Origin of the sequence: Caldicellulosiruptor obsidiansis OB47 (assembly GCF_000145215.1) — a bacterium.
Taxonomy (GTDB): domain Bacteria; phylum Bacillota; class Thermoanaerobacteria; order Caldicellulosiruptorales; family Caldicellulosiruptoraceae; genus Caldicellulosiruptor; species Caldicellulosiruptor obsidiansis.
In genome coordinates this window covers 2266786-2287478 of record NC_014392.1, presented here as the reverse complement: position 1 = coordinate 2287478, position 20693 = coordinate 2266786, and the positions used below count along the sequence as shown (strand labels likewise).

Genomic DNA, 20693 nt, shown 5'->3' with positions numbered 1-20693 from the left:
GGATTTTGATGTAAATAAGAGAGGTTGTCTAAAAACAAAATTTTAAAATTTTTATTTTGCAATATACACGCAGAACCGAGTAAATTAAGTTATATTATTGAAATAAAGGGGCTATCCATTCACCTTTTTGGACAGCCCCCTTTTTTCTAAAATAGAGATATTTGGTTAGCTATTTTTCATGATAATATTAAAAAATAATTTGACAAAGTGCATAGTTGATGAATTTAAATTGACAATGATATAATTTAATTGAGACATAATTTTATTCATGAACATTGAAACCGTTTTCTACCCCCCCGGCACAAAGTTTTTTAAATTTCAAGTTGGAGGTGTAATTTCAAGTGTCAATTGAAAAAAAGGTAAATGAGCTTTTACAGAAAATGACTGTTGAAGAAAAGGTGTATCAGCTCACAAGTGTGCTTGTGAAGGATATTTTGGAAAACAATCAGTTTTCTGAGGAAAAAGCAAAAAAAGTTATTCCTCATGGTATTGGTCAGATTACAAGAGTTGCAGGTGCGAGCAATTTCACACCTCAGCAGGCTTTAGAGGCTGCAAACCAAATACAAAAGTTTTTGATTGAAAACACAAGACTAAAAATTCCTGCTATAATCCATGAAGAATCATGTTCTGGTTTTATGGCAAGCAAAGCAACAGTATTTCCCCAGAGCATTGGTGTTGCCTGCACGTTTGACAATGAGCTTGTAAAAGAAATGGCAAAGGTAATAGGACTTCAGATGAAAGCTGTTGGTGCGCACCAAGCATTAGCACCGCTCATTGACGTTGCAAGGGATGCGCGTTGGGGAAGAGTTGAAGAAACATTTGGTGAAGACCCATATCTTGTTGCGAACATGGCTGTAAGCTATGTTGAGGGTATTCAAGGCAAAGACTTTGAAGAAAAGGTTATTGCAACAGGAAAGCATTTTGTTGGTTATGCAATGTCAGAAGGCGGGATGAACTGGGCACCTGTTCATATTCCTGAAAGAGAGCTAAGAGAAGTGTATCTTTATCCATTTGAAGTTGCTGTTAAAGTTGCAGGTCTAAAATCAATTATGCCAGCTTACCATGAAATTGACGGAATTCCTTGTCATGCAAACAGGAAGCTTTTGACCGAAATTGCAAGAAATGAATGGGGATTTGATGGAATATTTGTGTCCGACTACAGTGGTGTTAAAAATATCTTAGACTATCACAAATCAGTTAAAACATATGAAGAAGCAGCATATATTTCTCTATGGGCAGGGCTTGACATTGAGCTTCCAAGAATAGAATGTTTTACAGAAAAGTTCATTGAGGCGTTAAAAGAAGGCAAGTTTGACATGGCGGTTGTTGATGCTGCTGTGAAGAGAGTTTTAGAGATGAAGTTCAGGCTCGGACTTTTTGACAATCCATTTGTAAAAACAGAAAATATCATAGAACTTTTTGACAACAAAGAACAAAGAGATTTGGCAAGAAAAGTTGCACAGGAGTCTATAGTTCTTTTGAAAAACGACGGTATATTGCCACTTAAAGAAAAAGACCTCAAGAAAGTTGCTGTGATAGGACCTAATGCTAATTCAGTTAGAAACCTTCTTGGTGATTATTCTTACCCAGCACACATCTCAACAACAGAGATGTTCTTTATGAAAGAAGAAGTTGATCTTGGCGATGAAGATGCATTTGTCAAAAAGGTTGTAAATATTAAATCTGTGTATGAGGTTATAAAGGAAAGAATAGGAGAGAAGACAGAAGTTGTTTATGCAAAAGGCTGTGATGTAAACTCCCACGATAAGTCCGGCTTTGAAGAAGCAAAAAAAGCTGCACAGGATGCAGATGTTGTAATTGTTGTAGTTGGTGACAAAGCAGGTTTAAAACTTGACTGCACATCCGGCGAGTCAAGAGACAGAGCGAGCTTAAAGCTTCCAGGTGTTCAGGAAGAACTGATAGAAGAGATTGCAAAGGTGAATCAAAACATTGTTGTTATTCTTGTGAACGGCAGACCTGTTGCCTTAGAAAATATCTGGCAAAAATCAAAAGCTGTTTTGGAAGCATGGTTCCCGGGCGAAGAGGGTGCAGAGGCAATTGCAGATATTGTCTTTGGGAAGTACAATCCGGGTGGAAAACTTGCAATTTCGTTCCCAAGAGATGTTGGGCAAGTACCGGTATACTATGGTCACAAGCCATCCGGTGGAAAGTCGTGCTGGCATGGAGATTATGTTGAGATGTCTTCAAAGCCATTTTTACCATTTGGTTATGGTCTTTCGTATACAACTTTTGAGTACAAAAATCTTACTATTGAAAAAGAAAAAATTACAATGGATGAAAGTATAAAAATCTTTGTTGAGATAGAAAATACAGGAAACTGTGAAGGTGATGAAATAGTTCAGCTTTACACAAGAAAAGAAGAGTTCTTGGTAACTCGCCCTGTAAAAGAGCTAAAAGCTTACAAGAGAGTGCACTTAAATCCGGGCGAAAAGAAGAAGGTTGTATTTGAAATCTTCCCGGACCAGTTTGCATACTATGATTATGATATGAACAGGGTAATCTCACCCGGCACTGTTGAGGTCATGGTAGGGGCATCTTCAGAAGACATAAAGTTTACAGGTACATTTGAGATTGTGGGCGAAAAGAAGGATGCAAAAAAAATCAAAAATTATCTTAGCCGTGCGTGGTGTGAATAAACTTAAAAATGATAAGGGACTGATGCTAATTATTAGCACCAGTCCCTTGTTTTTTAAGTATTATAAAAAGAGAACTCCCCTCTATAGTTTGAGCCATTTATAATGGGGTATTTATTTGGAACAAGTACGTTTGACTTAATACCATTGTCCTGCTGGGTGTAAATGAACATTTTCTTTTCATCCCACAGCAATATCTCATCTCTGCCATCACCTGTAACATCAATGCTATCTGCACAAAGGATTGGATGACCATCATCAGGGAAAGTTACAACCCTTCTTCCAAAACCATCAATCATCCCACCATGCTGAACATGACCGCTAAGTAATATCAAATCTCTTCCGTCTCCCGTCCAGTTGACAGGCGTTATTATATTTCCAGGCACAGGTTGCTCGAACTGATGCAGAAGATTCCCTTTACAATCAAAGATGTATATTATTCCTTGATATCCCCAGTATGTAGTTACGCATATCTCATACCCTTTAAGATCAGGTCGATAGTTTCCAACACTTATTCTTTGAGCATGGCCTATCAAATGTCGCTTGATAATATTGCCTTTGAGGTCAGAGAGTATAAAACCTTCATCACCACAGGCCATTGCAATGATGTCCTCTTTTCTCTCAGGGTCAATTGGACCTATCACAATCTCATCAGTGTGGTCTGATTCTACAGATAAAGTCCACAGAAGCTTTCCATCATGATCTAAAAGATGATACCCTACAACAACTTCCTCTTTGCCATCGTTATCAATGTCTTTTGTGAACATAAAGTGTCCTGTATTTTTACCATTGAATTTCCACAGAAGTTCAAGATTGTTATCGTATGCCCAAAGCCTGCTATATCTATCTTTTACAATTATATCTGTTGGTTTAGATTTGCCAGTTAAGTTTGCAATTCTAATTGAGTCAATATTGACCCTATCGAATGCATATTGACCAAATGGGACAGAGTATAGCTTGTCAGTTTCATCAGAAAAAGGTGCAGAAATTTGTTTTTTTATTTTTCCTGTGAGAGCGTCTAAAATCATGATTTTAAAGTTTCTTGCCACAATTACCTCATCAACCCCGTCAAGGTCAACATCGCACACCTGAAAAGGAAGGTCGGCTGTAAGATATGCATGGTCTTTTTGTGAAGAAGGTTCACCAATCTGCCACATAACATTACCATCAAAATCAATTGCTGTAAGACAGCTTATATTTGCATATGCATCTCTGTGAACTCTCTTTTGATGCTGGGCTATTATCATAAACTTCTGATTGTTTTCTGGTAAATTTCCAAATCTTATTTGCCTGCCTGCGCCAAAATTTTTAAAATCAATTATCTTCCATAAAACCGGCTGAGGATACTCGCATTGAAGATTTTTTTCAACTTGAACCCAATTGTTTTTTGCCATCAAATAATTTTTATAAGCTTGATGGTTCATCAACACCCTGACATCTGTAAATTGTGCAGGCATTGTTGCTGTAATCCCGATTTTTCCTCTTGTATATGAGCTATCAATTGCTTCTACCATCTTTTTGTTGTTTACATATCCAATTAGTTTGCTGCCGACACATTCCACTTTCAGATTATAAAATGTATCACAATCATAATTGAAGTTGCACAAAGCAAGGACCTCAATATTTTCCTGATCTTTTTTTATAAGCTTGAGCTTTTTGTCTTGAAACAAAAGAGCATAAAAACTTCGGGCATGAATATATCTGAACATTATGCCTGCATGGGCTGGAGAAATGGTTGAAAGCATTCTTACCTGAGCTTCAACTAAATAGTCTTGCCAAAACTCATCTCCTGTTACAAGCATTGGCCACAAATTCTTTAATGCGGCGAGCACCCTTGTCTGTTCCATAAACTTTTTGCCATCTTCCTCTGTTACAATCCAGGTAGGTCCACTTCCATTCCAGCCATGATAAACTACCGGATCGTACCAGTTTCCGCGATAGCCTTCAGGGATATAGCAGTGATATTCTCCCATTGCAGAATGGTGAGGGTCAAAGGGGAAGTTTCCAATGGGAAAGTCTTTAAATTTTTCATTGCAGACAAGCACCAGTTCTTCTTGCATCTTTTCACACCTTCAAAATGGTCTTCTATTTATTAAATTATACCAGAATGTTCTTGCCTTAAGAGAAGATTCTTTTAAACATTTTAGAAATTTATTTTTTGTTGGATAAAAAAACTAAAAATATCCCATTGACAATCTTATCGTATTAGTGTATTATCTAATTAGAACACAAATACAGGAGGGAGAGAATTGATTGAATTTAACCCCAATGTCCCTATTTATTTACAAGTATTGGAATACCTAAAAAAGCAGATTGTCAGTGGCAAAATAAGGCCTGGTGAAAAGCTTCCCTCAGTTCGTGAAATGTCGCAGAAGTTCAATATAAATCCAAACACAGCGCAAAGGGTTTTTCAGGAACTTGAAAGAGAAGGCCTTATAAAAACCGAAAGAGGAATTGGAAATTTTGTAATATCTGATGGTAAGCTTATTAAGAGTTTAAAAGAAAAGATGGCAGAAAAAATACTGGAAGATTTTATAGCTGAAATGAATGAGATTGGATATAGCAAATGTGAGATTTTGAGTATTCTTGAAAAAAAACTAAGCAGGGAGGAGTAAAATAAATGCTACTTGAAGTAAAGAATTTGTATAAGAGATATGGTTCAAAGACTGTTTTAAATGATATTAACTTCTCAGCTGATAAAGGAAAAATAATTGGACTTATAGGAGAAAACGGTGCAGGTAAAACAACACTTTTGAAGATTATTTCAGGTTTTGCAAGACCAACTTCTGGGGAGGTTTTTATAAACGGTAAGGAGGTGGGGGTTGAGACACGTAAGTATGTTGCTTTCTTGCCGGATTCCATAATATTTCCAAAATGGATGAAGGTAAAAGAAGCTTTAATGTTTTATTCTGATTTTTTCAATGATTTTGACCTTCAAAAAGCTGAGCAGCTTATTAAATTTTTGAACATTAATGAGAATTCTAAAATTCATGATTTATCAAGAGGTGCAATAGAAAAGTTGTCAGTTACTTTTTTAGTTTCGAGAAATACTAATTTATATCTATTAGATGAGCCTTTCGCTTTTATTGATCCTGTATCAAGGGATATGATAATTGAAATAATTTTAGCCAATGTGGCAGATGACAGAACAATTATTATTTCAACAAACATTATTTCCGAAATTGAACATATATTTGATGAAGTAATATTTATAAAAGACGGGAAAATAGTTTTAAGAGATTCTGCAGAAAACTTGCGTTCAAAATTTGGAGTGTCTATAAACCAGTTTTTCAAAAAGGAGGTTTTAGGCTGATGGTAAAGTTTGTAAAATACCAATACAGAAATAGTTTAAACTTTTATCTTATTTATACTATAAGTTCAACTGCTATTTTATTGTGGATATTTCTAAAATATTTTCCTAAAGATGAAATTGCGCCAATATTTTTTATTTTTTCAGTCATATCTACAATAGCGATTTTAATATCTCATTGTATCAGGTTTAATGAACTTCTTACAAAGCCAGAAAGATTTTTAGTATTTTCTTCAAATAAAATTACTCCAGGCTATTTTCTACTAAGCGAATTTTTGCACTTTTTGCTTGATATAGTTATCTTTATACTCTGGTTCAATGGACTTGGTTTTCTTTTCAATGGCTCAAAGTATATCGAATTTGTTATTAAATATTTTGTTTTAAAGGATAAAGTAAATTTCTTTTTAGTGCTTTTCTACTTAAATATCATTGTAATTTACTGCTGGATAGTTGGCGGAATAGTGTTTTATCATGTATATAGAAGATTTACAAAAGTAGATTATATTGTGCCTGCCGCAGTTATGTTTATAGCTAATTTGTGGTCAAAATTAATTTCATTTATTGATAATAACTTTAAAAATATTTATCTTTGTTTTTCTACCATTTTGATAATAAGTTTTTTAACCATAATCCTTCTTATGTTGTTTATTACAAAATCGCTCAAAAAAGGGCTTCAGACTTAGACAAATTTAGAAAATTAAAAATTAATAGAGCAAATATTGTAAGGGCTGTCTGTAAAATTTTAGAGGCAGTCCTTAATTTTTTCTTCACAATTTTGCTTATGAGCTATAAGAAGGATTTTTTGTTTTTGCTGAAGAAATATAAATAACACTAATACTTTTTTATGGAAGGGAAAGATTTTCGGTGGAGAGATTAGCACTAAAACTAAAGTCAATACCTTTTTTATCTTTGTGTTCAAAAAAACTTACTGTCTCAAAATCAAATTTGCTAAAGCTTATTGCTTGCATAACCATGTTTATTGACCATACAGGATTTTTATATTTTCCACAAAAACCTTTGCTGCGGATAATTGGTCGCATTGCCTTTCCCATTTTTGCCTATCAAGTGGCGGTGGGGTTCTGGCACACATCTGACCATAAAAGGTATTTAAAAAGACTCTTAATATTTGCCATCATATCCCAGTATCCTTTTTATCTTATGACAGGTGATGGAGAGCTGAATGTCATTGCGACCTTCTTTTTTGCAGCACTTTGCCTTTATTTTTTCAAAAGAAAGTGGTATCCACTGGTGATTATTCCACTTGCCATATCATACTTTGTTTCAATGGACTATGGAATCTATGGTGTTTTAGCAGTTTTGTTATTTTATTTTTTATACGAAAAACCCATTTTGCAGCTTATTGGATTTTCTATTCTTACATTAATTGTCACACACCTTATGGGATGGCAACTTCAGGTATATTCTATTTTGAGTGTGGTATTGATACTTTTTGTGAGAATGCTTCCAGTTGACTTTGAATTTAAGCTCAATAAATACTTTTTTTACTGGTTCTATCCTGTGCACATGCTGTTTTTAGTTTTTGTTGGAAAGCTGCTGGGATGTTCATAAAATGAGGGTCTTGATGATAAAATAGTGAGCTTATAAAGGCTGAAGTGTGGTAAAATATTGTTGTAAGTAGGTTACTACAAAAAGTTTTTGAAAAAAGAAGGTAAAAAAGCGTATGTGAGATTAACATTCAGGAAATCAAAAAGGTAGTTGTGGATATTTTGAAAAGAGAAATATTGCCCTGGCTTATAATTCTGTTTAGTTCTCTTGTTAAGGGGAATTTTAGAAAAGATAGCGATATTGACATTGCATATCTTTCTGATAAAGAAATATCAAACGTTGAGAGGTTTTGGGTTTCTCAAGAAATTGCGGATAGTTTAAACAGAGATATAGATTTTATTGATTTAACAAAGGCTTCCACTGTACTAAAAGCCCAGATTGTTGGCACAGGAGAGGTAATATATTGCGAGGATGAGAAAAGAAAAAATTTATTTTTTATGAGGGCTTTGAAAGAATATGCACTTTTAAATCTTCAAAGAGCTGTAGAAGCAGCAATAGACATTGCAATGCACCTGTGCACAGTTTTTAAATTTGGAGTTCCGCAAAGCAGCAGAGAAGCTTTCGATTTGTTAGAGGAAAAAATGTTGTGTCAAAAGAGTTGGTCAAAAAACTGAAAGCCATGGTGGGTTTTAGAAATATTGCAGTGCATGATTATCAAGCTATTAATCTTGAGATTCTCAAAAATATAATTGAAAAAGATTTATCTGATTTTTTAGAATTTAAAGATGCTGTACTGAATTTTCTGCAAAAAAGGAGTTGACAATTAAAGATGTTTGACATCAGAGGAAAAGTCTTTTTAGCACCTATGGCTGGATTTACAGACAAGGTTTTCAGAAGACTTTGCTCAAGGTTTGGTGCAGATGTCACAGTGACAGAGATGGTATCAAGCAAAGCCTTAGTTCTTGGCAGTACAAAGACAAAAGAGCTTATTTCATTTTCACAGGAAGAGAAAATAAGAGGTGTTCAGATTTTTGGCAGCGACCCTGAAGTTATGGCGCAGGCTGCCGAGATATTGCAGGATGAGTTTGAGTATGATTTTATTGACATAAACATGGGCTGTCCTGTTCCCAAGCTTGTGAAAAGCGGTGAAGGATGTGCTCTGATGAAAAATCCTTCTTTGGCATCAAGAATTGTAGAAAGGGTTGCAAAGGTGAGCAGAAAACCTGTTTCTGTCAAAATTCGAAAGGGATTTGATGAAGAAAGTATTAATGCTCCTGAATTTGCATACATCCTGCAAGAAAGCGGAGCCTCTTTTGTGACAGTTCATGGAAGAACAAGGAAACAGCTTTATTCTGGAAAAGCTGACTGGGAAATAATAAGAAAGGTAAAAGAAAGGCTTAAAATTCCGGTTGTTGCAAATGGTGATATAACTGATTTTGAGTCGGCAAAAAGAGTTTATGAAATAACAGGTGCGGATAGTATCATGATAGGAAGAGCAGCTCTTGGAAACCCATGGGTGTTCCTACAAATCAAAGAGGGTTTTGAAAAGGGATATGTGGAGACTGAGGTCTTGCCTCATATGAAGATAAGAGTTGCGATTGAGTTTTTCAGACAGCTTTGCATTGAAAAGGGCGAGAAGATGGCAGTATTGGAGGCAAGAAAGCATCTTAGTTTTTTTGTAAAAGGAATTGAGAATGCTGCTAAGATAAGAGATAAGATCAACAGAATAGATAAAGCCACAGAACTTTTAGAGTTTCTTGAAGAGCTTGTCTTTTCTCTTGAGAAAAAAGAAAGCTTTGTCGATAATATGTTATAGGACAGAATTCATAAGCTAAAGCGGGGGTTTTTTAGCATGATAAGAAATAAACTTAAAATGATTAGCCTATATAGATTAATAAATATAGCAGTTTTAATTTTATTTTTTTGTATACTCATTCCTGTAAATATCCAAGCTGGTCAGGAGTATATAGCAAGCAGCAGTTACAGTAATATAGTAAAAAATACCCAAATTTTAAATTTGCCTCAAAATGCTTTTTCAAGAGAAACATTTTTGTTTATGTCAGCATTTGGATTTTTCAATACAATTGGGAAAGCAAAGATAAATCCTTCTGATACTCTGACAAAGGAAGAGGCACTGGCTGTGATTTTAAATAGTGCGGGCAGACAGCAGGATGCGTTTGTTAGAGCTGAGAAGCTGGAACTAAAAAGACCATCAGGTCAAAAGCTTGTAAAGCCATATAATTATCTTTATCTTGGATATATTCAGCTTGCATATGATATGAAAATTTTGTCCAAAAAAGAGTATCAGGATGCGATGGCGCAGGTGCAGCCAAGTGAAAAAGAACATGAGAAGATGACCCAGCAGCTTATAAAGAAAAATGAAGATACCATTGCAAAAGCTGTGTATGAAGGAAGACCGTATTCGTATGACGATTTAATATTTGTAAGGTCTGCCCCTGCTACCCGTCAGGAAGTTTGCTACTGGGTTGTAAAGGCATTTAAAATACCTATTTCTTATGAGAATTTGGCTAAGACTTATCCTGATTATGATAAAATAGACAGCAAGTTTTTAAGTTCAATAAATACTCTTTTAAAGAATGGTGCTCTTGTTGGAAGGTCTGATGGATATCTTCATCCAGACGACTACATAACATATGAAGAGCTGGCATTTGTTCTTGGAAATTTAAAATCTAACATCTTGAGTGCAAACGGGATAAAAGAGGTAAAACTTGAAATAAAGGATATTCAAAAATTTAGCAGTGGTAAAGTTATTTTTGTATGTGAAAATGAGGGTGGAAACAGCTTAAACATTGTGGTTACTCCGGGTAAGCAGGATTTTGCAGTAATAGCAGATAGCAACTTGTTCAGCTCTTCTTATTTTCAAAAAGGGGACTATGCAAGCTTTTATATAAATGGTAAAAACGAGGTTGTACTTGCAAGTCTTTTGCAACGACCAGGAGAGGAAAATATAACAGGTGCTATCTCAAAAATTGATACAAAGAAAATGACTTTTTCAGTAAAACTTTCGGATGGGAAAGTTTACAATCTTTCTTTAAATCCCAAAGCTACAATCTATGATGAAAACTCTGGCAAAAGCTTAAACTTTTCCGAACTGAATACAGGAAATCTTGTACAGGTCAAAGTCCGAAAAAATAGAGCAGATACTATCACATTGGTTTCGCTTGACAGTCCTCAAATAACAAGAGTACAGGGAGTTATAGCAAGAATTACAAGTGACAGGGTTGTTCTCAATCAAAATGGAGTATTAACAGAATATCTTCTTTCATCGGATACAGTCTACATTGACAAGGGTGATTTTTCAAGAGTTCTTACAAAAAATGATTTTTATGATGGTATGAAAGTTTTGGCAGGGACAGCTTGTGGGTATGTTCAGTATATGAGCACTACTTTTGATGAGAAGTCTGAGAATACAGTTTCAGGAATTTTGCACGAAATAGATTCTAACCTTGCCTATATAGAGATTTACAATCAAGATGGTATGAAGAAGAGTTACAGATTTTCCAAGAAGCTGGGCATAAAGGTTAAAAAGGATGGCAATGCCGTCTCCTTGGAGAGTCTTTTGCCTGGAGATATGGTTTTTCTCTATTTTAATGGAGATTTTGTACGTACAGTCACGGCAAGTTCTAACATACAGCAAAAGTTTGCAAAGATTGAAAATGTTATAAGAAATCTTGCAAGTGGTCTTCCCCAAAAAATAATTGTCAATATCGATGGGAGAATATATGGACCATATGAAATAAATGACAAAGTTGATATTGTAAAAAACGGTATGCCTGCAGCTTTGAAAGATGTTGTGCCAGGTCAGTATGTAAAGCTTACAGGAAGTTTTTATGGAAGTTCAGCATACATCCGAAAGATAGAGATATCAGAAAATGAATATGTAAAAAATATCTATATTGCAAAAGGAATGGTTGTTGGAGATGTTTTATATCTTTCTGACATTCAGATTTTGAGAAACAACGCATTTGAACCGCTGTACACATGGCTTTCATTCAAGATACCATCTGATTTGAAGTTTATTTTGGATGGTAATTCTTCTGCAACGCTGTCAAAACTTCAAAACTTACCTGTTATAGTTGTGACAAAAGAAAGATTTTCACAGGAGATTTTAGACACCATTGTGGCAATATCAAGAGGGACTTTTACCAAGATACAGGGCGAGGTGAGCATGACGTCTTCTAATTCAATAACAGTAGCCGGTAACAAATATTCAATAGGAAGCAAAACGTACACCATTTCAAATGGGCTTTTAACCCCTGCAAGCTTCAAGGTTGGGGATGAAATAATTGGCATTGCAAGTCAAGACAGCCTTGTTGTTGCGAAGAAGCTACAGGGCATATCAAAACCCATATTTGTTCGTGGGCAGGTACAGGATATTTCAGAGCTTGAATATATCAGCTTAAAAGATTATGTATATTTGGATAGTCAGCGTGGATGGCAGTATGTTCCGAGCAAGTTAACTCTTCTTTACGATACACAGACAGTTTTGTGTGATGTATATGGACTTGGAAGTCCAAAAGAGATATTGAATCTTAAGGATAAAAATATTTATATTATCCATGATGGCAAATATGCAAATGTTATAATTGATGCAAGTTTTGGAGGATATATTGTTTCGGGTGTTGTCGGAAAAGATATGAAAATTCTAAATGTCCAGTACAATGATATGATGACTCAGACATGGAACAGAGTTGATAAGAGTTTTACACTTAACACAACCCAAGCTGTTTTGATAGACGCAAATGGAAATTTGAGGGCTGAAGCGCCACAGTTTGGTGACAGGGTTTTGTTACTGATTTCACAGAACAATTTTGACTTGTCAAGAGAAGTATTATCACCAGTGATTGTAATTGTAAACTACTAAAAGTTTTGATTTATAAGGGGTGTTTTTAGAATTGTTAAAAAAAATTTTTTTAGCAGCTTTTGTCTTGAGTTTGATTTTAATTGGCAGCTGGAAAATTGCTTTTTGCGAGGAAGGGTATTTAGGATACGAGGGGGGAATTTCAGCCTACAAAGACCCCGACCCTAAAAAGACCAAGATTGAATATTATGAGTATACATTTGTAACTGGGAAACCAGTTCTTCTCACAGGTACTGTTGATGCAAAAATAAAAAGGGCGGCAAATAACGAGACTCTTTCTTACACTTATGACCTGAAAGATTCAACGGGTAAGGTTGCCATAAAAAGAACTGTAAGTTTAAAAGGTAGCTTGACAAAGCTTCAAAATGGGAGTATAACAAAGGAGTATACAATTGCCGGTTATAAAGAGACGTTGACTGTAGAGGGTGCTACTTACAATCTTCAAAGTTATTCATTTTCAAAATCGACAGCGGTTGATACAAACCCGGCTGTGAGCTTTTTTCAGGGTCAGTGGACGCTTGAAAAGACATATGATAAGGGACTAAAGATTACTATCGAAGGTAAAAACTACGGGTATGACGGGTACTGGGGAAGCGGAGAGTTTCAGAACATAAAACAGATAATGGAAACACCTTCATGGTTTGCAACCATCAATTACAATATTGCACTTGTGCAAAAAACTATCTTAGAGTTTCAACAAAATAATCTTCCATCCAGTATTCCAGGGACATATGTACTGAAGTCCAAGGTTGAAGGCAATTTCATTGCTATGTTTGACCTTCCAACCTTCACAAAGACGGGAGAAGTTCTGACAATAAGACAGAAAGGTAGAGTGACAAAAAGCATTGAAAAAAATCCAATTATCAGAATGGCAATTGCGCCTACTCTTCCAAAGGTGAAAGGGTATGAGTACGAAGATGCAGTGAACACAAGCTTTGCTTTTGGCGGATTTGACAATGCCACTGATTTTAATCCTGCAGAGTATATAACCCGTGCTCAGTTTGCCAAGCTTTTGATGGATGCGCTCAACATATATTCTAACTATTATAATCCAAGAACAGTGCAGAAAAAATCAATATACAAGGACGTGCCTGTAAATCATAAATATTATGGTTACATATACGCAGTTACAAAAGCTGGTCTTATGAGAGGGAAAAGTGCTGAGTATTTTAAACCGGAAGATTATATTACAAGAGCAGAGGCTGCTGTTGTTATTTCAAAGGTGCTTGGATTTGACAAAAAGGTAACCCAGCCAATCACTCAAACAGGTTACCTCGATGATGAGAGTATTCCTGTTTGGGCAAAGGATGCTGCTTGGATATTAAAAAATGAAAAAATAATGGTTGGAACAGAGGATAATAATTTTTTGCCTCAGCAAAGGCTTACAAAAGGTACTGCCGCAAACATTGTTTACAACCTCATAAACTTTTTAAGAGACACGCTTGCACAAAGATATCTTGACATGAGCCTCTTTAGCTCGGATTAACGGTTAAATTAGAAAAGGTTTAAAGTAGTAGATTTTGAGCATACAAAAAATCATGATGTGGAGGCAGGAGAGAGATGAAAATTAACAAAAAGCTTTTAATAAAAATTGTAGCTGTAGTGGTTGCACTTTCTATCTTTATTGCAGCTCCTGTATATTCTCAATTTTTTATAATTTCAAGTGATTATCCTACTGATAAGCAAATGGATTATATCAAGAAAGTTCTTCAGGTTGCCAAAGTTTATCATATTGGCAAATACAGCTATGATGATTTGATTGATATGATGTTTACAGGGCTTTTCAAGAGCCTTGACAAGTATTCAGAGTATATGAAACCACAGCAGGCTCAGGACTTTATCCAGAGCGTAAATGGCGAGTTTTCGGGAATAGGTGTTCAGATAGAAAAACAGGAGGACTACATAGTAATTGTTGGAGTTTTTGACGGAACACCTGCAAAGGAAGCGGGCTTGAAAGTTGGCGACAAGATCATTGCAGCAGATGGAAAGTCTCTGGTTGGTAAGACAACAGATGATGCTGTTAAACTCATTCGTGGTCAGGAAGGCACAACTGTTGTGATTGACATCTTAAGAGATGGCAAGACATACAGATTTACTATTGTCAGAAGAAAGATAAAAATTCCTGTTGTAGAGTACAAGATACTTGAAAACAACATCGGCTATATTAAACTTACACAGTTTACCCAAGGGTGTTCAAATGATGTCAAGAAAGCTCTTGATGAGTTTGACAAAAAAGATATCAAGAACATTATTTTTGATATTCGAAACAACCCCGGCGGACTTTTAGATGAGGTTATAAAGACATGTGAATATTTTGTGCCAGAAGGACCAATTGTAACAATTGAATACAACACGTTTAAAGATGAGTATAAATCCAAAAACAAAAACCCGAAATACAGACTTGTTGTTCTGACAAACGAGTCGAGCGCATCTGCGTCAGAGATTTTTGCCCAGGCTATAAAAGACAGAAAAGTAGGAGTTGTGATTGGTACAAAGACATATGGCAAAGGGACTGTACAGAATTTAGTTAGTCTTCCTGAAACAGATACAAAAAAAGGGTACGTGGCGAAAGTGACTGTTGCAAAGTACAAGTCACCGTCTGGCTATTATGTTGAAGGAAAAGGTGTTGTGCCAGACATAGAGGTTCAGGATGATTCACTTTCACAGTTTGGACCTGATAAGATTTTGAGCCTGACTGCAACAAAGAAGTTCAAGAATGGTGATATGGACTTAGAGGTTTTGGCAGCCCAGCAAAGGCTTTTCTACCTTGGATATTTAAGTAGCTGGACAGCAAAGATGGATGATAGCACAGTGGCTGCGGTTAAAAAGTTCCAGAAAGACAATAAGCTTTATCCTTCTGGAGTGCTTGATATAACAACACAGAAAAAGCTAAATGAAAAGTTTATAGATTTTTTAAAATCTAAGTATGTTGACAAACAGCTACAGCGAGCAATCCAATATTTCAAAACTGGAAAGTAAGAAAGTTAACTAGGCTTTTGCCGGCAGTTCAAAAGTGAGTGCGGCAAAAGCCTTATTTGTTTTATAAAAATTGTATATAAAATTCATTGAAAATATGCAAATTAAAAATTAAAATATATTTAAGGTATATTTACAAAAAAGAAAAATAGAAAGGATAGAGCGGCGTTATGGCGTTTGGAACAGATATAGGAATAGATTTGGGTACAGCAACAGTTTTGGTGTATGTGAAAGGAAAGGGTATAGTTTTAAGAGAACCATCAGTTGTTGCGATAGAGCAGACAAGAAAACAGATTTTAGCAGTTGGAGAAGAAGCAAGACGCATGATTGGAAGAACACCGGGCAATATCGTAGCTGTAAGACCTCTTCGGGATGGTGTTATTTCAGACTATGAGGTTACAGAGGCAATGCTGAAATATTTTTTGGGCAAAGTTCTTGGCAAGAGGGTATTTTTCAAGCCGAGGGTTGTTGTGTGTGTGCCATCCGGAGTTACTGAGGTTGAAAAAAGAGCAGTCTTAGATGCAACATACGAGGCAGGCGCTAAACAAACATTTTTAATAGAAGAACCAATTGCAGCTGCGATTGGTGCAGGGCTTGACATATCAAAACCTGTAGGGTGTATGGTGATTGACATCGGTGGTGGAACTACAGACATTGCAGTAATTTCTCTTGGTGGGGCGGTTGTCAGCGAATCGATTAAAGTTGCAGGGGATAAATTTGACGAAGCAATTATCCGATATATAAGAAAGAAGCACAGCGTTGCAATTGGTGAAAGAACCGCAGAGGAGCTGAAGATAAACATTGGATGTGCTTACAAAAAACCGAAAGTCGAAGCGATGGAGGTGCGGGGAAGAAGCCTTCTTACCGGTCTTCCAAAGACAATAACTGTGACATCTGATGAGATGCTTTTAGCTTTAGAAGAGCCTGTTTCGGCTATAATTGAAGCTGTGCACAGAGTTTTGGAAAATACACCACCTGAACTTGCAGCAGACATTACCTCAACTGGGATAGTGATGACAGGCGGAGGAAGTCTTTTGTGGGGGCTTGACAAGCTTATCTCTGAAAAGACAGGAATTCCAACAAGGATTGCAGATGATCCTGTGTCGTGCGTTGCACTTGGAACAGGAAAGGCGTTAGAATCCTTAGATGTTTTGGAAGCAAGTCTTATAAAAGACCCGAGAGTCAGATAAAAAAAGGAGATTGCAGAAAAGATGATTAGAGGAATTTACACATCGGCATCGGGGATGATTTTGAATCAAAAACTAATGGACATAACAGCAAACAACGTGGCAAATGTGAACACAACCGGATTTAAAAGAGATGTTGCACAGGTTGAAAGTTTCAGAAACATGCTTGTCTACAGGATATACGACAAAGTTTCTTCGCCTGACAATGCAATAGGGTATATGTCTTTAGGTGCGGATGTGTCAAGGATTGTGAGCGATTTTTCCCAGGGACTTTACATAAAAACAGATGAGCCTTTGAACTTGGCGATAAGAGGAAATGGATTTTTTGCTATTGAGGTGCCAGGGAATCAAGGTGCTCAGCAAATACTTTATACCAGAAACGGTGCGTTTACTTTAAATTCGCAGGGAGAACTTGTTACACTTGACGGTTTTTACGTCTTAGGTCAAAACGGAAGGATAATTCTTCAAAATGGTGGGCAAGTGAGAATTGATGAACAGGGGAATGTCTACCAAGATGGGAGGTTTGTTGACAGACTCAGGGTTGTTGATTTTCAGGACAAACAATTGCTTCGCAAAGTTGGCAATAACCTGTTTGAAGCAGATGCTACAGCACAGCAGATACCATTTTCAGGCAGGATTGTTCAGGGGTATTTGGAAGGCTCTAATGTAAATTCAGTTCAAGAGATGGTCAACATGATAAATGTTTTACGGGCGTATGAAGCAAACCAGAAGGCGTTTACCATTCAGGATGAGACGTTGCAAAAGGCAGTAAGTGAGATTGCAAGAAAATAGTTAAGATGTAATTTGCAAAAAGGATTAGAAAGGTAAAAGGAGGAAAAGGTATAAGATGATGAGGGCACTTTATTCTGCTGCTCTTGGTATGAAAGCACAGCAGACAAATGTTGATATCATATCCAACAACCTTGCAAATGTCAATACAACAGCTTTCAAAAAGGATAAGGCTGAGTTTAAAGATCTTCTGTATGAGACTTTATCGCGTGCAGATGTTGTTGCAGGTGACGGGAAACCTGTGAGCCTTCAGATAGGTCATGGCGTTACAATCTCTGCAATAACAAAAAGCTTTGCAGAAGGTAACTTGGAGAGGACTGAAAACCCGCTTGATTTAGCGATTCAGGGGGAAGGATTTTTTGTTGTGTCAACTCCCAACGGCCCAAGATACACAAGAGATGGAAGCTTTAAAGTCTCCAATGTTGAGGGGCAAATAAAACTTGTGACTTCAGATGGATATCCAGTTTTAGCAGAGGGCGACACTGAGATTGTTCTTCCAGAGACTGCGATATCCAGCATCACAATAGATGAAACGGGGAGGATTACTTATAAAGACCAGGAGGGGCAAATTCAGGATTCAGGTCTTAAAATCAAGATAGTAAGATTTATAAATCCTCAAGGACTTTTGGCAGAGGGTAAAAATCTTTATAATGTTTCTGCTGCTTCGGGTGAGCCTGTATCTGAAGAGGAGATGGAAGGGCAAAAGAGCAGAATATTACAAGGATTTTTGGAGATGTCAAACGTTCAGGTTGTTGATGAGATGGTAAAACTTATAATTGCTCAGAGAGCGTATGAGATAAATTCCAAGGCAATCCAAACAGCTGACGATATGCTTTCCATGGCAAACAATCTCAAAAGATAAATCTTTAGAGGCAGGTAATTATCAATGAGTGATATTTCGGGTATAAAGGTTCAGGCTGGTTATCAGCAGGGTATTGATAACTCTATCATAGACAAGCTGGAAAAAGCATATTCTGAGAAAGATAAGCAAAAGCTTAAAGAGGCTTGTGAGGAATTTGAAGCAATAATGCTTTCTACTATTTTTAAACAGATGCAAAAGTCGATACCAAAAGGTGGGCTTTTTAAAGAGGGTATTGCAGATGATATCTTTAACGACATGTTTGTTGATGAGGTTTCAAAAAGTGCTTCAAAACAAGGTGGAATAGGTCTTTCCAAGCTTTTGTATGATTCAATGATAAAGAGGATTGAAAATGCATATAAGTTTAAAGAGGAATAAAATAAGCTGGCATAATTTTGCCAGCTTATTTTTATGGTTTTGTTGTTGAAAATAAGAGATGATAGATATAAAATATATTTAAAAACACACAAAAACAAAAAATTTTTTCTTAATCCCTATTTCTAAATCGTTTTCAAATTGACTTTTTACTTTGGATTTGTACAAAATGGAATTTGAACAAGGAGGTATGGTGGGAGGATGTATAAATTTATATTCTCGGCATTTGGAGATGAGATAGCAAGCAGTTTGGATGAACAGATAAAGGTTTTAAAAAAACACGGTATTGAATATTTAGAGTTTCGGTCCGCGAATGGTAAAAACATTGCTGACTATACTGAGGATGAAGCAAAGGAGGTTTTAAGAAAGTTAAAGGACAGTGGCATAAAGGTTTCGGCAATAGGGTCGCCGATTGGCAAGGTTGATGTAAACTGCGACTTTGAAAAGTATCTTGAGCTTTTCAAGCACATCATTGAGCTTGCTCACATCCTTGAGACAAGGTACATACGCATCTTTTCGTTTTATGTTCCAGAGGGTGAAGAAGAAAAGTACACAGATGTTGTTATAGAAAGGCTTTCGAAGTTTACAGAGATTGCTAAAAAGGAAGATATAATTCTTCTTCATGAGAATGAAAAAGAGATATATGGCAGCAATGCTGAAAGGTGTTATAAAATCCTCTCTGCAATCAATTCACCCAATTTGAGAGCAACATTTGACCCGGCAAACTTTGTCCAGTGCAAGGTTGAAGTCTATCCTTATGCATTTGAACTTTTAAAGGATTACATTGAGTATGTACACATAAAAGATGCAAAATTTTCAGATGGCAGTGTTACAGTGGCAGGTGAGGGTGACGGAAGGTTAAAAGATGTGATAGCAGCACTGAAAAGGATAGGTTTTTGTAGTTTTTTGTCTGTAGAACCTCATCTGAACAATAACCTTCCTGGTGGAGGACCTGAAAATTTTGCAAAAGCTTACAGAGCAATTAAGAGGATAATAGACGAAGAAGGGGAGATTTAAAAGATGTCAAAACTTAAATTTGGCATTGTCGGTTGTGGAGTTATATCAAAGACACATGCATCAGCCATCTCTGCTCTTTCAAATGATGCTGAGCTTGTTGCAGTGTGCGATGTGGTAGAAGAAAAAGCCAGAAAACTTGCGCAGGATTTTGGAGTAAAGAGGATATATACTGATTATGAAAAGATGCTTCTTGATTCTGAGATTGATGTTGTCTCTATCTGCACACCATCGGGTATGCATGCTGACATGGCAGTTTTGGCAGCAGACGCGAAAAAAAATGTAATTGTTGAAAAGCCAATGGATATAACATTGTCTAAGGCAGACAAGATAATAGAGGCTCAAAATAGAAATAATGTTATAATTTCGATAATTTCACAACACAGATACAGCGATTGTATGCAACTTTTAAAAAAGCTCATGAATGAAGGTAAGTTTGGCAATATAGTTTTAGCAACAAGTTATACAAAGTGGTATAGATCGCAGGAGTATTATGATAGTGGCAGCTGGCGAGGTACATGGGATTTAGATGGTGGCGGTGCGCTCATGAACCAATCTATACACTATATAGACATGATTCAGTGGATTGTTGGCAGAGTTTCAGAGGTTTTTGCATACTGTACAACAAGAGCACATAATAAAATAGAGGTGGAAGATGCTGCTGTGGCTTGTGTCAAGTTTGAAAATGGAGCGATTGGCGAAATAGTTGGAACAACAAGTGCATATCCAGGATTTGAGACAAGGCTTGAGATCTTTGGAGAAAATGGTTCTGCAATAGCTGTAAATACTCAGCTTAAAAGTCTTTACTTCAAAGATGGGTCTGAGAATGAGTATTTGGAGAGCTACAAAAAAGAGGAAGATGGTCCTGCTGGTGCATCTTCTGCTGCCATCAAAGAAGAAGGGCATCTAAGACAATATAGAGATGTAATAAATTCTATAAAAACCGGGACAAAACCACTTATCCCGGCTGAAGAGGGGAGACATCCTGTTGAAATCATACTTGCCATTTATCTTTCAAGCCTGACAGGAAAACCAGTGAAACTTCCGCTTGAGAGTGACATAGAGATTCTAGAAAGAATTACACAAATAAAAGGTAAAGGATTTTAAGGTTATAAGAATTAAGGGGCTGTTCAATCATTTT

Annotated in this window: 16 protein-coding genes and 1 pseudogene; 16 read left to right on the top strand and 1 reads right to left on the bottom strand. The window is 36.4% G+C overall.

Annotation, left to right across the window (positions count from 1 at the left end; translation table 11 throughout):
- Positions 1-341 precede the first annotated feature (341 nt).
- Entirely contained in the window at positions 342-2657 is a 2316-nt protein-coding gene (locus tag COB47_RS10650) for a glycoside hydrolase family 3 N-terminal domain-containing protein (protein WP_013291369.1), read from the top strand.
- Between the two features lie 53 nt (positions 2658-2710).
- Here the strand turns inward: COB47_RS10650 and COB47_RS10645 are convergent, their stop codons facing one another.
- On the bottom strand, positions 2711-4714 hold the full coding sequence (locus COB47_RS10645; RefSeq protein ID WP_013291368.1) for a rhamnogalacturonan lyase family protein: 2004 nt from the start codon (positions 4712-4714) through the stop codon (positions 2711-2713).
- A gap of 189 nt (positions 4715-4903) precedes the next feature.
- Between COB47_RS10645 and COB47_RS10640 the strand changes: the two genes are divergently transcribed.
- The 15 genes and pseudogenes from COB47_RS10640 (at position 4904) to COB47_RS10565 (ending at position 20659) form a co-directional block, all read left to right on the top strand.
- Positions 4904-5269, top strand: coding sequence for a GntR family transcriptional regulator (locus COB47_RS10640; RefSeq protein WP_013291367.1), 366 nt, complete (start codon positions 4904-4906; stop codon positions 5267-5269).
- 5 nt (positions 5270-5274) lie between these two features.
- Positions 5275-5967, top strand: coding sequence for an ATP-binding cassette domain-containing protein (locus COB47_RS10635; protein WP_013291366.1), 693 nt, complete (start codon positions 5275-5277; stop codon positions 5965-5967).
- Positions 5967-6647: a hypothetical protein gene (locus tag COB47_RS10630; RefSeq protein WP_013291365.1), complete on the top strand. Its 681-nt coding sequence runs from the start codon at positions 5967-5969 to the stop codon at positions 6645-6647. The genes COB47_RS10635 and COB47_RS10630 overlap by 1 nt, the downstream gene beginning before the upstream one ends.
- 181 nt (positions 6648-6828) lie before the next feature.
- Positions 6829-7533, top strand: a complete 705-nt coding sequence (locus tag COB47_RS10625; protein ID WP_013291364.1) for a TraX family protein — start codon at positions 6829-6831, stop codon at positions 7531-7533.
- A 149-nt stretch (positions 7534-7682) separates the two neighbouring features.
- Positions 7683-8290, top strand: a pseudogene (hepT, locus tag COB47_RS12365) (type VII toxin-antitoxin system HepT family RNase toxin).
- 9 nt (positions 8291-8299) lie between these two features.
- Complete coding sequence (dusB, locus tag COB47_RS10610) at positions 8300-9286, top strand: tRNA dihydrouridine synthase DusB (protein ID WP_013291363.1); 987 nt, start codon at positions 8300-8302, stop codon at positions 9284-9286.
- A 36-nt stretch (positions 9287-9322) separates the two neighbouring features.
- Positions 9323-12355, top strand: coding sequence for an S-layer homology domain-containing protein (locus COB47_RS10605; protein ID WP_013291362.1), 3033 nt, complete (start codon positions 9323-9325; stop codon positions 12353-12355).
- A 31-nt stretch (positions 12356-12386) separates the two neighbouring features.
- Positions 12387-13838, top strand: coding sequence for an S-layer homology domain-containing protein (locus COB47_RS10600; protein WP_013291361.1), 1452 nt, complete (start codon positions 12387-12389; stop codon positions 13836-13838).
- A gap of 74 nt (positions 13839-13912) precedes the next feature.
- Entirely contained in the window at positions 13913-15331 is a 1419-nt protein-coding gene (locus COB47_RS10595; protein WP_013291360.1) for a S41 family peptidase, read from the top strand.
- Between the two features lie 167 nt (positions 15332-15498).
- Positions 15499-16518: a rod shape-determining protein gene (mreB, locus tag COB47_RS10590; RefSeq protein ID WP_013291359.1), complete on the top strand. Its 1020-nt coding sequence runs from the start codon at positions 15499-15501 to the stop codon at positions 16516-16518.
- Between the two features lie 21 nt (positions 16519-16539).
- Complete coding sequence (gene flgF, locus COB47_RS10585) at positions 16540-17307, top strand: flagellar basal-body rod protein FlgF (protein ID WP_013291358.1); 768 nt, start codon at positions 16540-16542, stop codon at positions 17305-17307.
- 55 nt (positions 17308-17362) lie between these two features.
- Positions 17363-18166, top strand: coding sequence for a flagellar basal-body rod protein FlgG (flgG, locus tag COB47_RS10580; protein ID WP_013291357.1), 804 nt, complete (start codon positions 17363-17365; stop codon positions 18164-18166).
- 24 nt (positions 18167-18190) lie between these two features.
- Complete coding sequence (locus tag COB47_RS10575) at positions 18191-18541, top strand: rod-binding protein (protein WP_013291356.1); 351 nt, start codon at positions 18191-18193, stop codon at positions 18539-18541.
- Between the two features lie 198 nt (positions 18542-18739).
- The gene (locus tag COB47_RS10570) at positions 18740-19555 is read left to right on the top strand and encodes a sugar phosphate isomerase/epimerase family protein (protein ID WP_013291355.1); all 816 of its coding nucleotides are present in this window, start codon (positions 18740-18742) and stop codon (positions 19553-19555) included.
- Between the two features lie 3 nt (positions 19556-19558).
- Positions 19559-20659 carry a Gfo/Idh/MocA family protein gene (locus COB47_RS10565; RefSeq protein ID WP_013291354.1) on the top strand — a complete coding sequence of 367 codons (1101 nt, stop codon included), beginning with the start codon at positions 19559-19561 and terminating at the stop codon, positions 20657-20659.
- Positions 20660-20693: the final 34 nt, after the last annotated feature.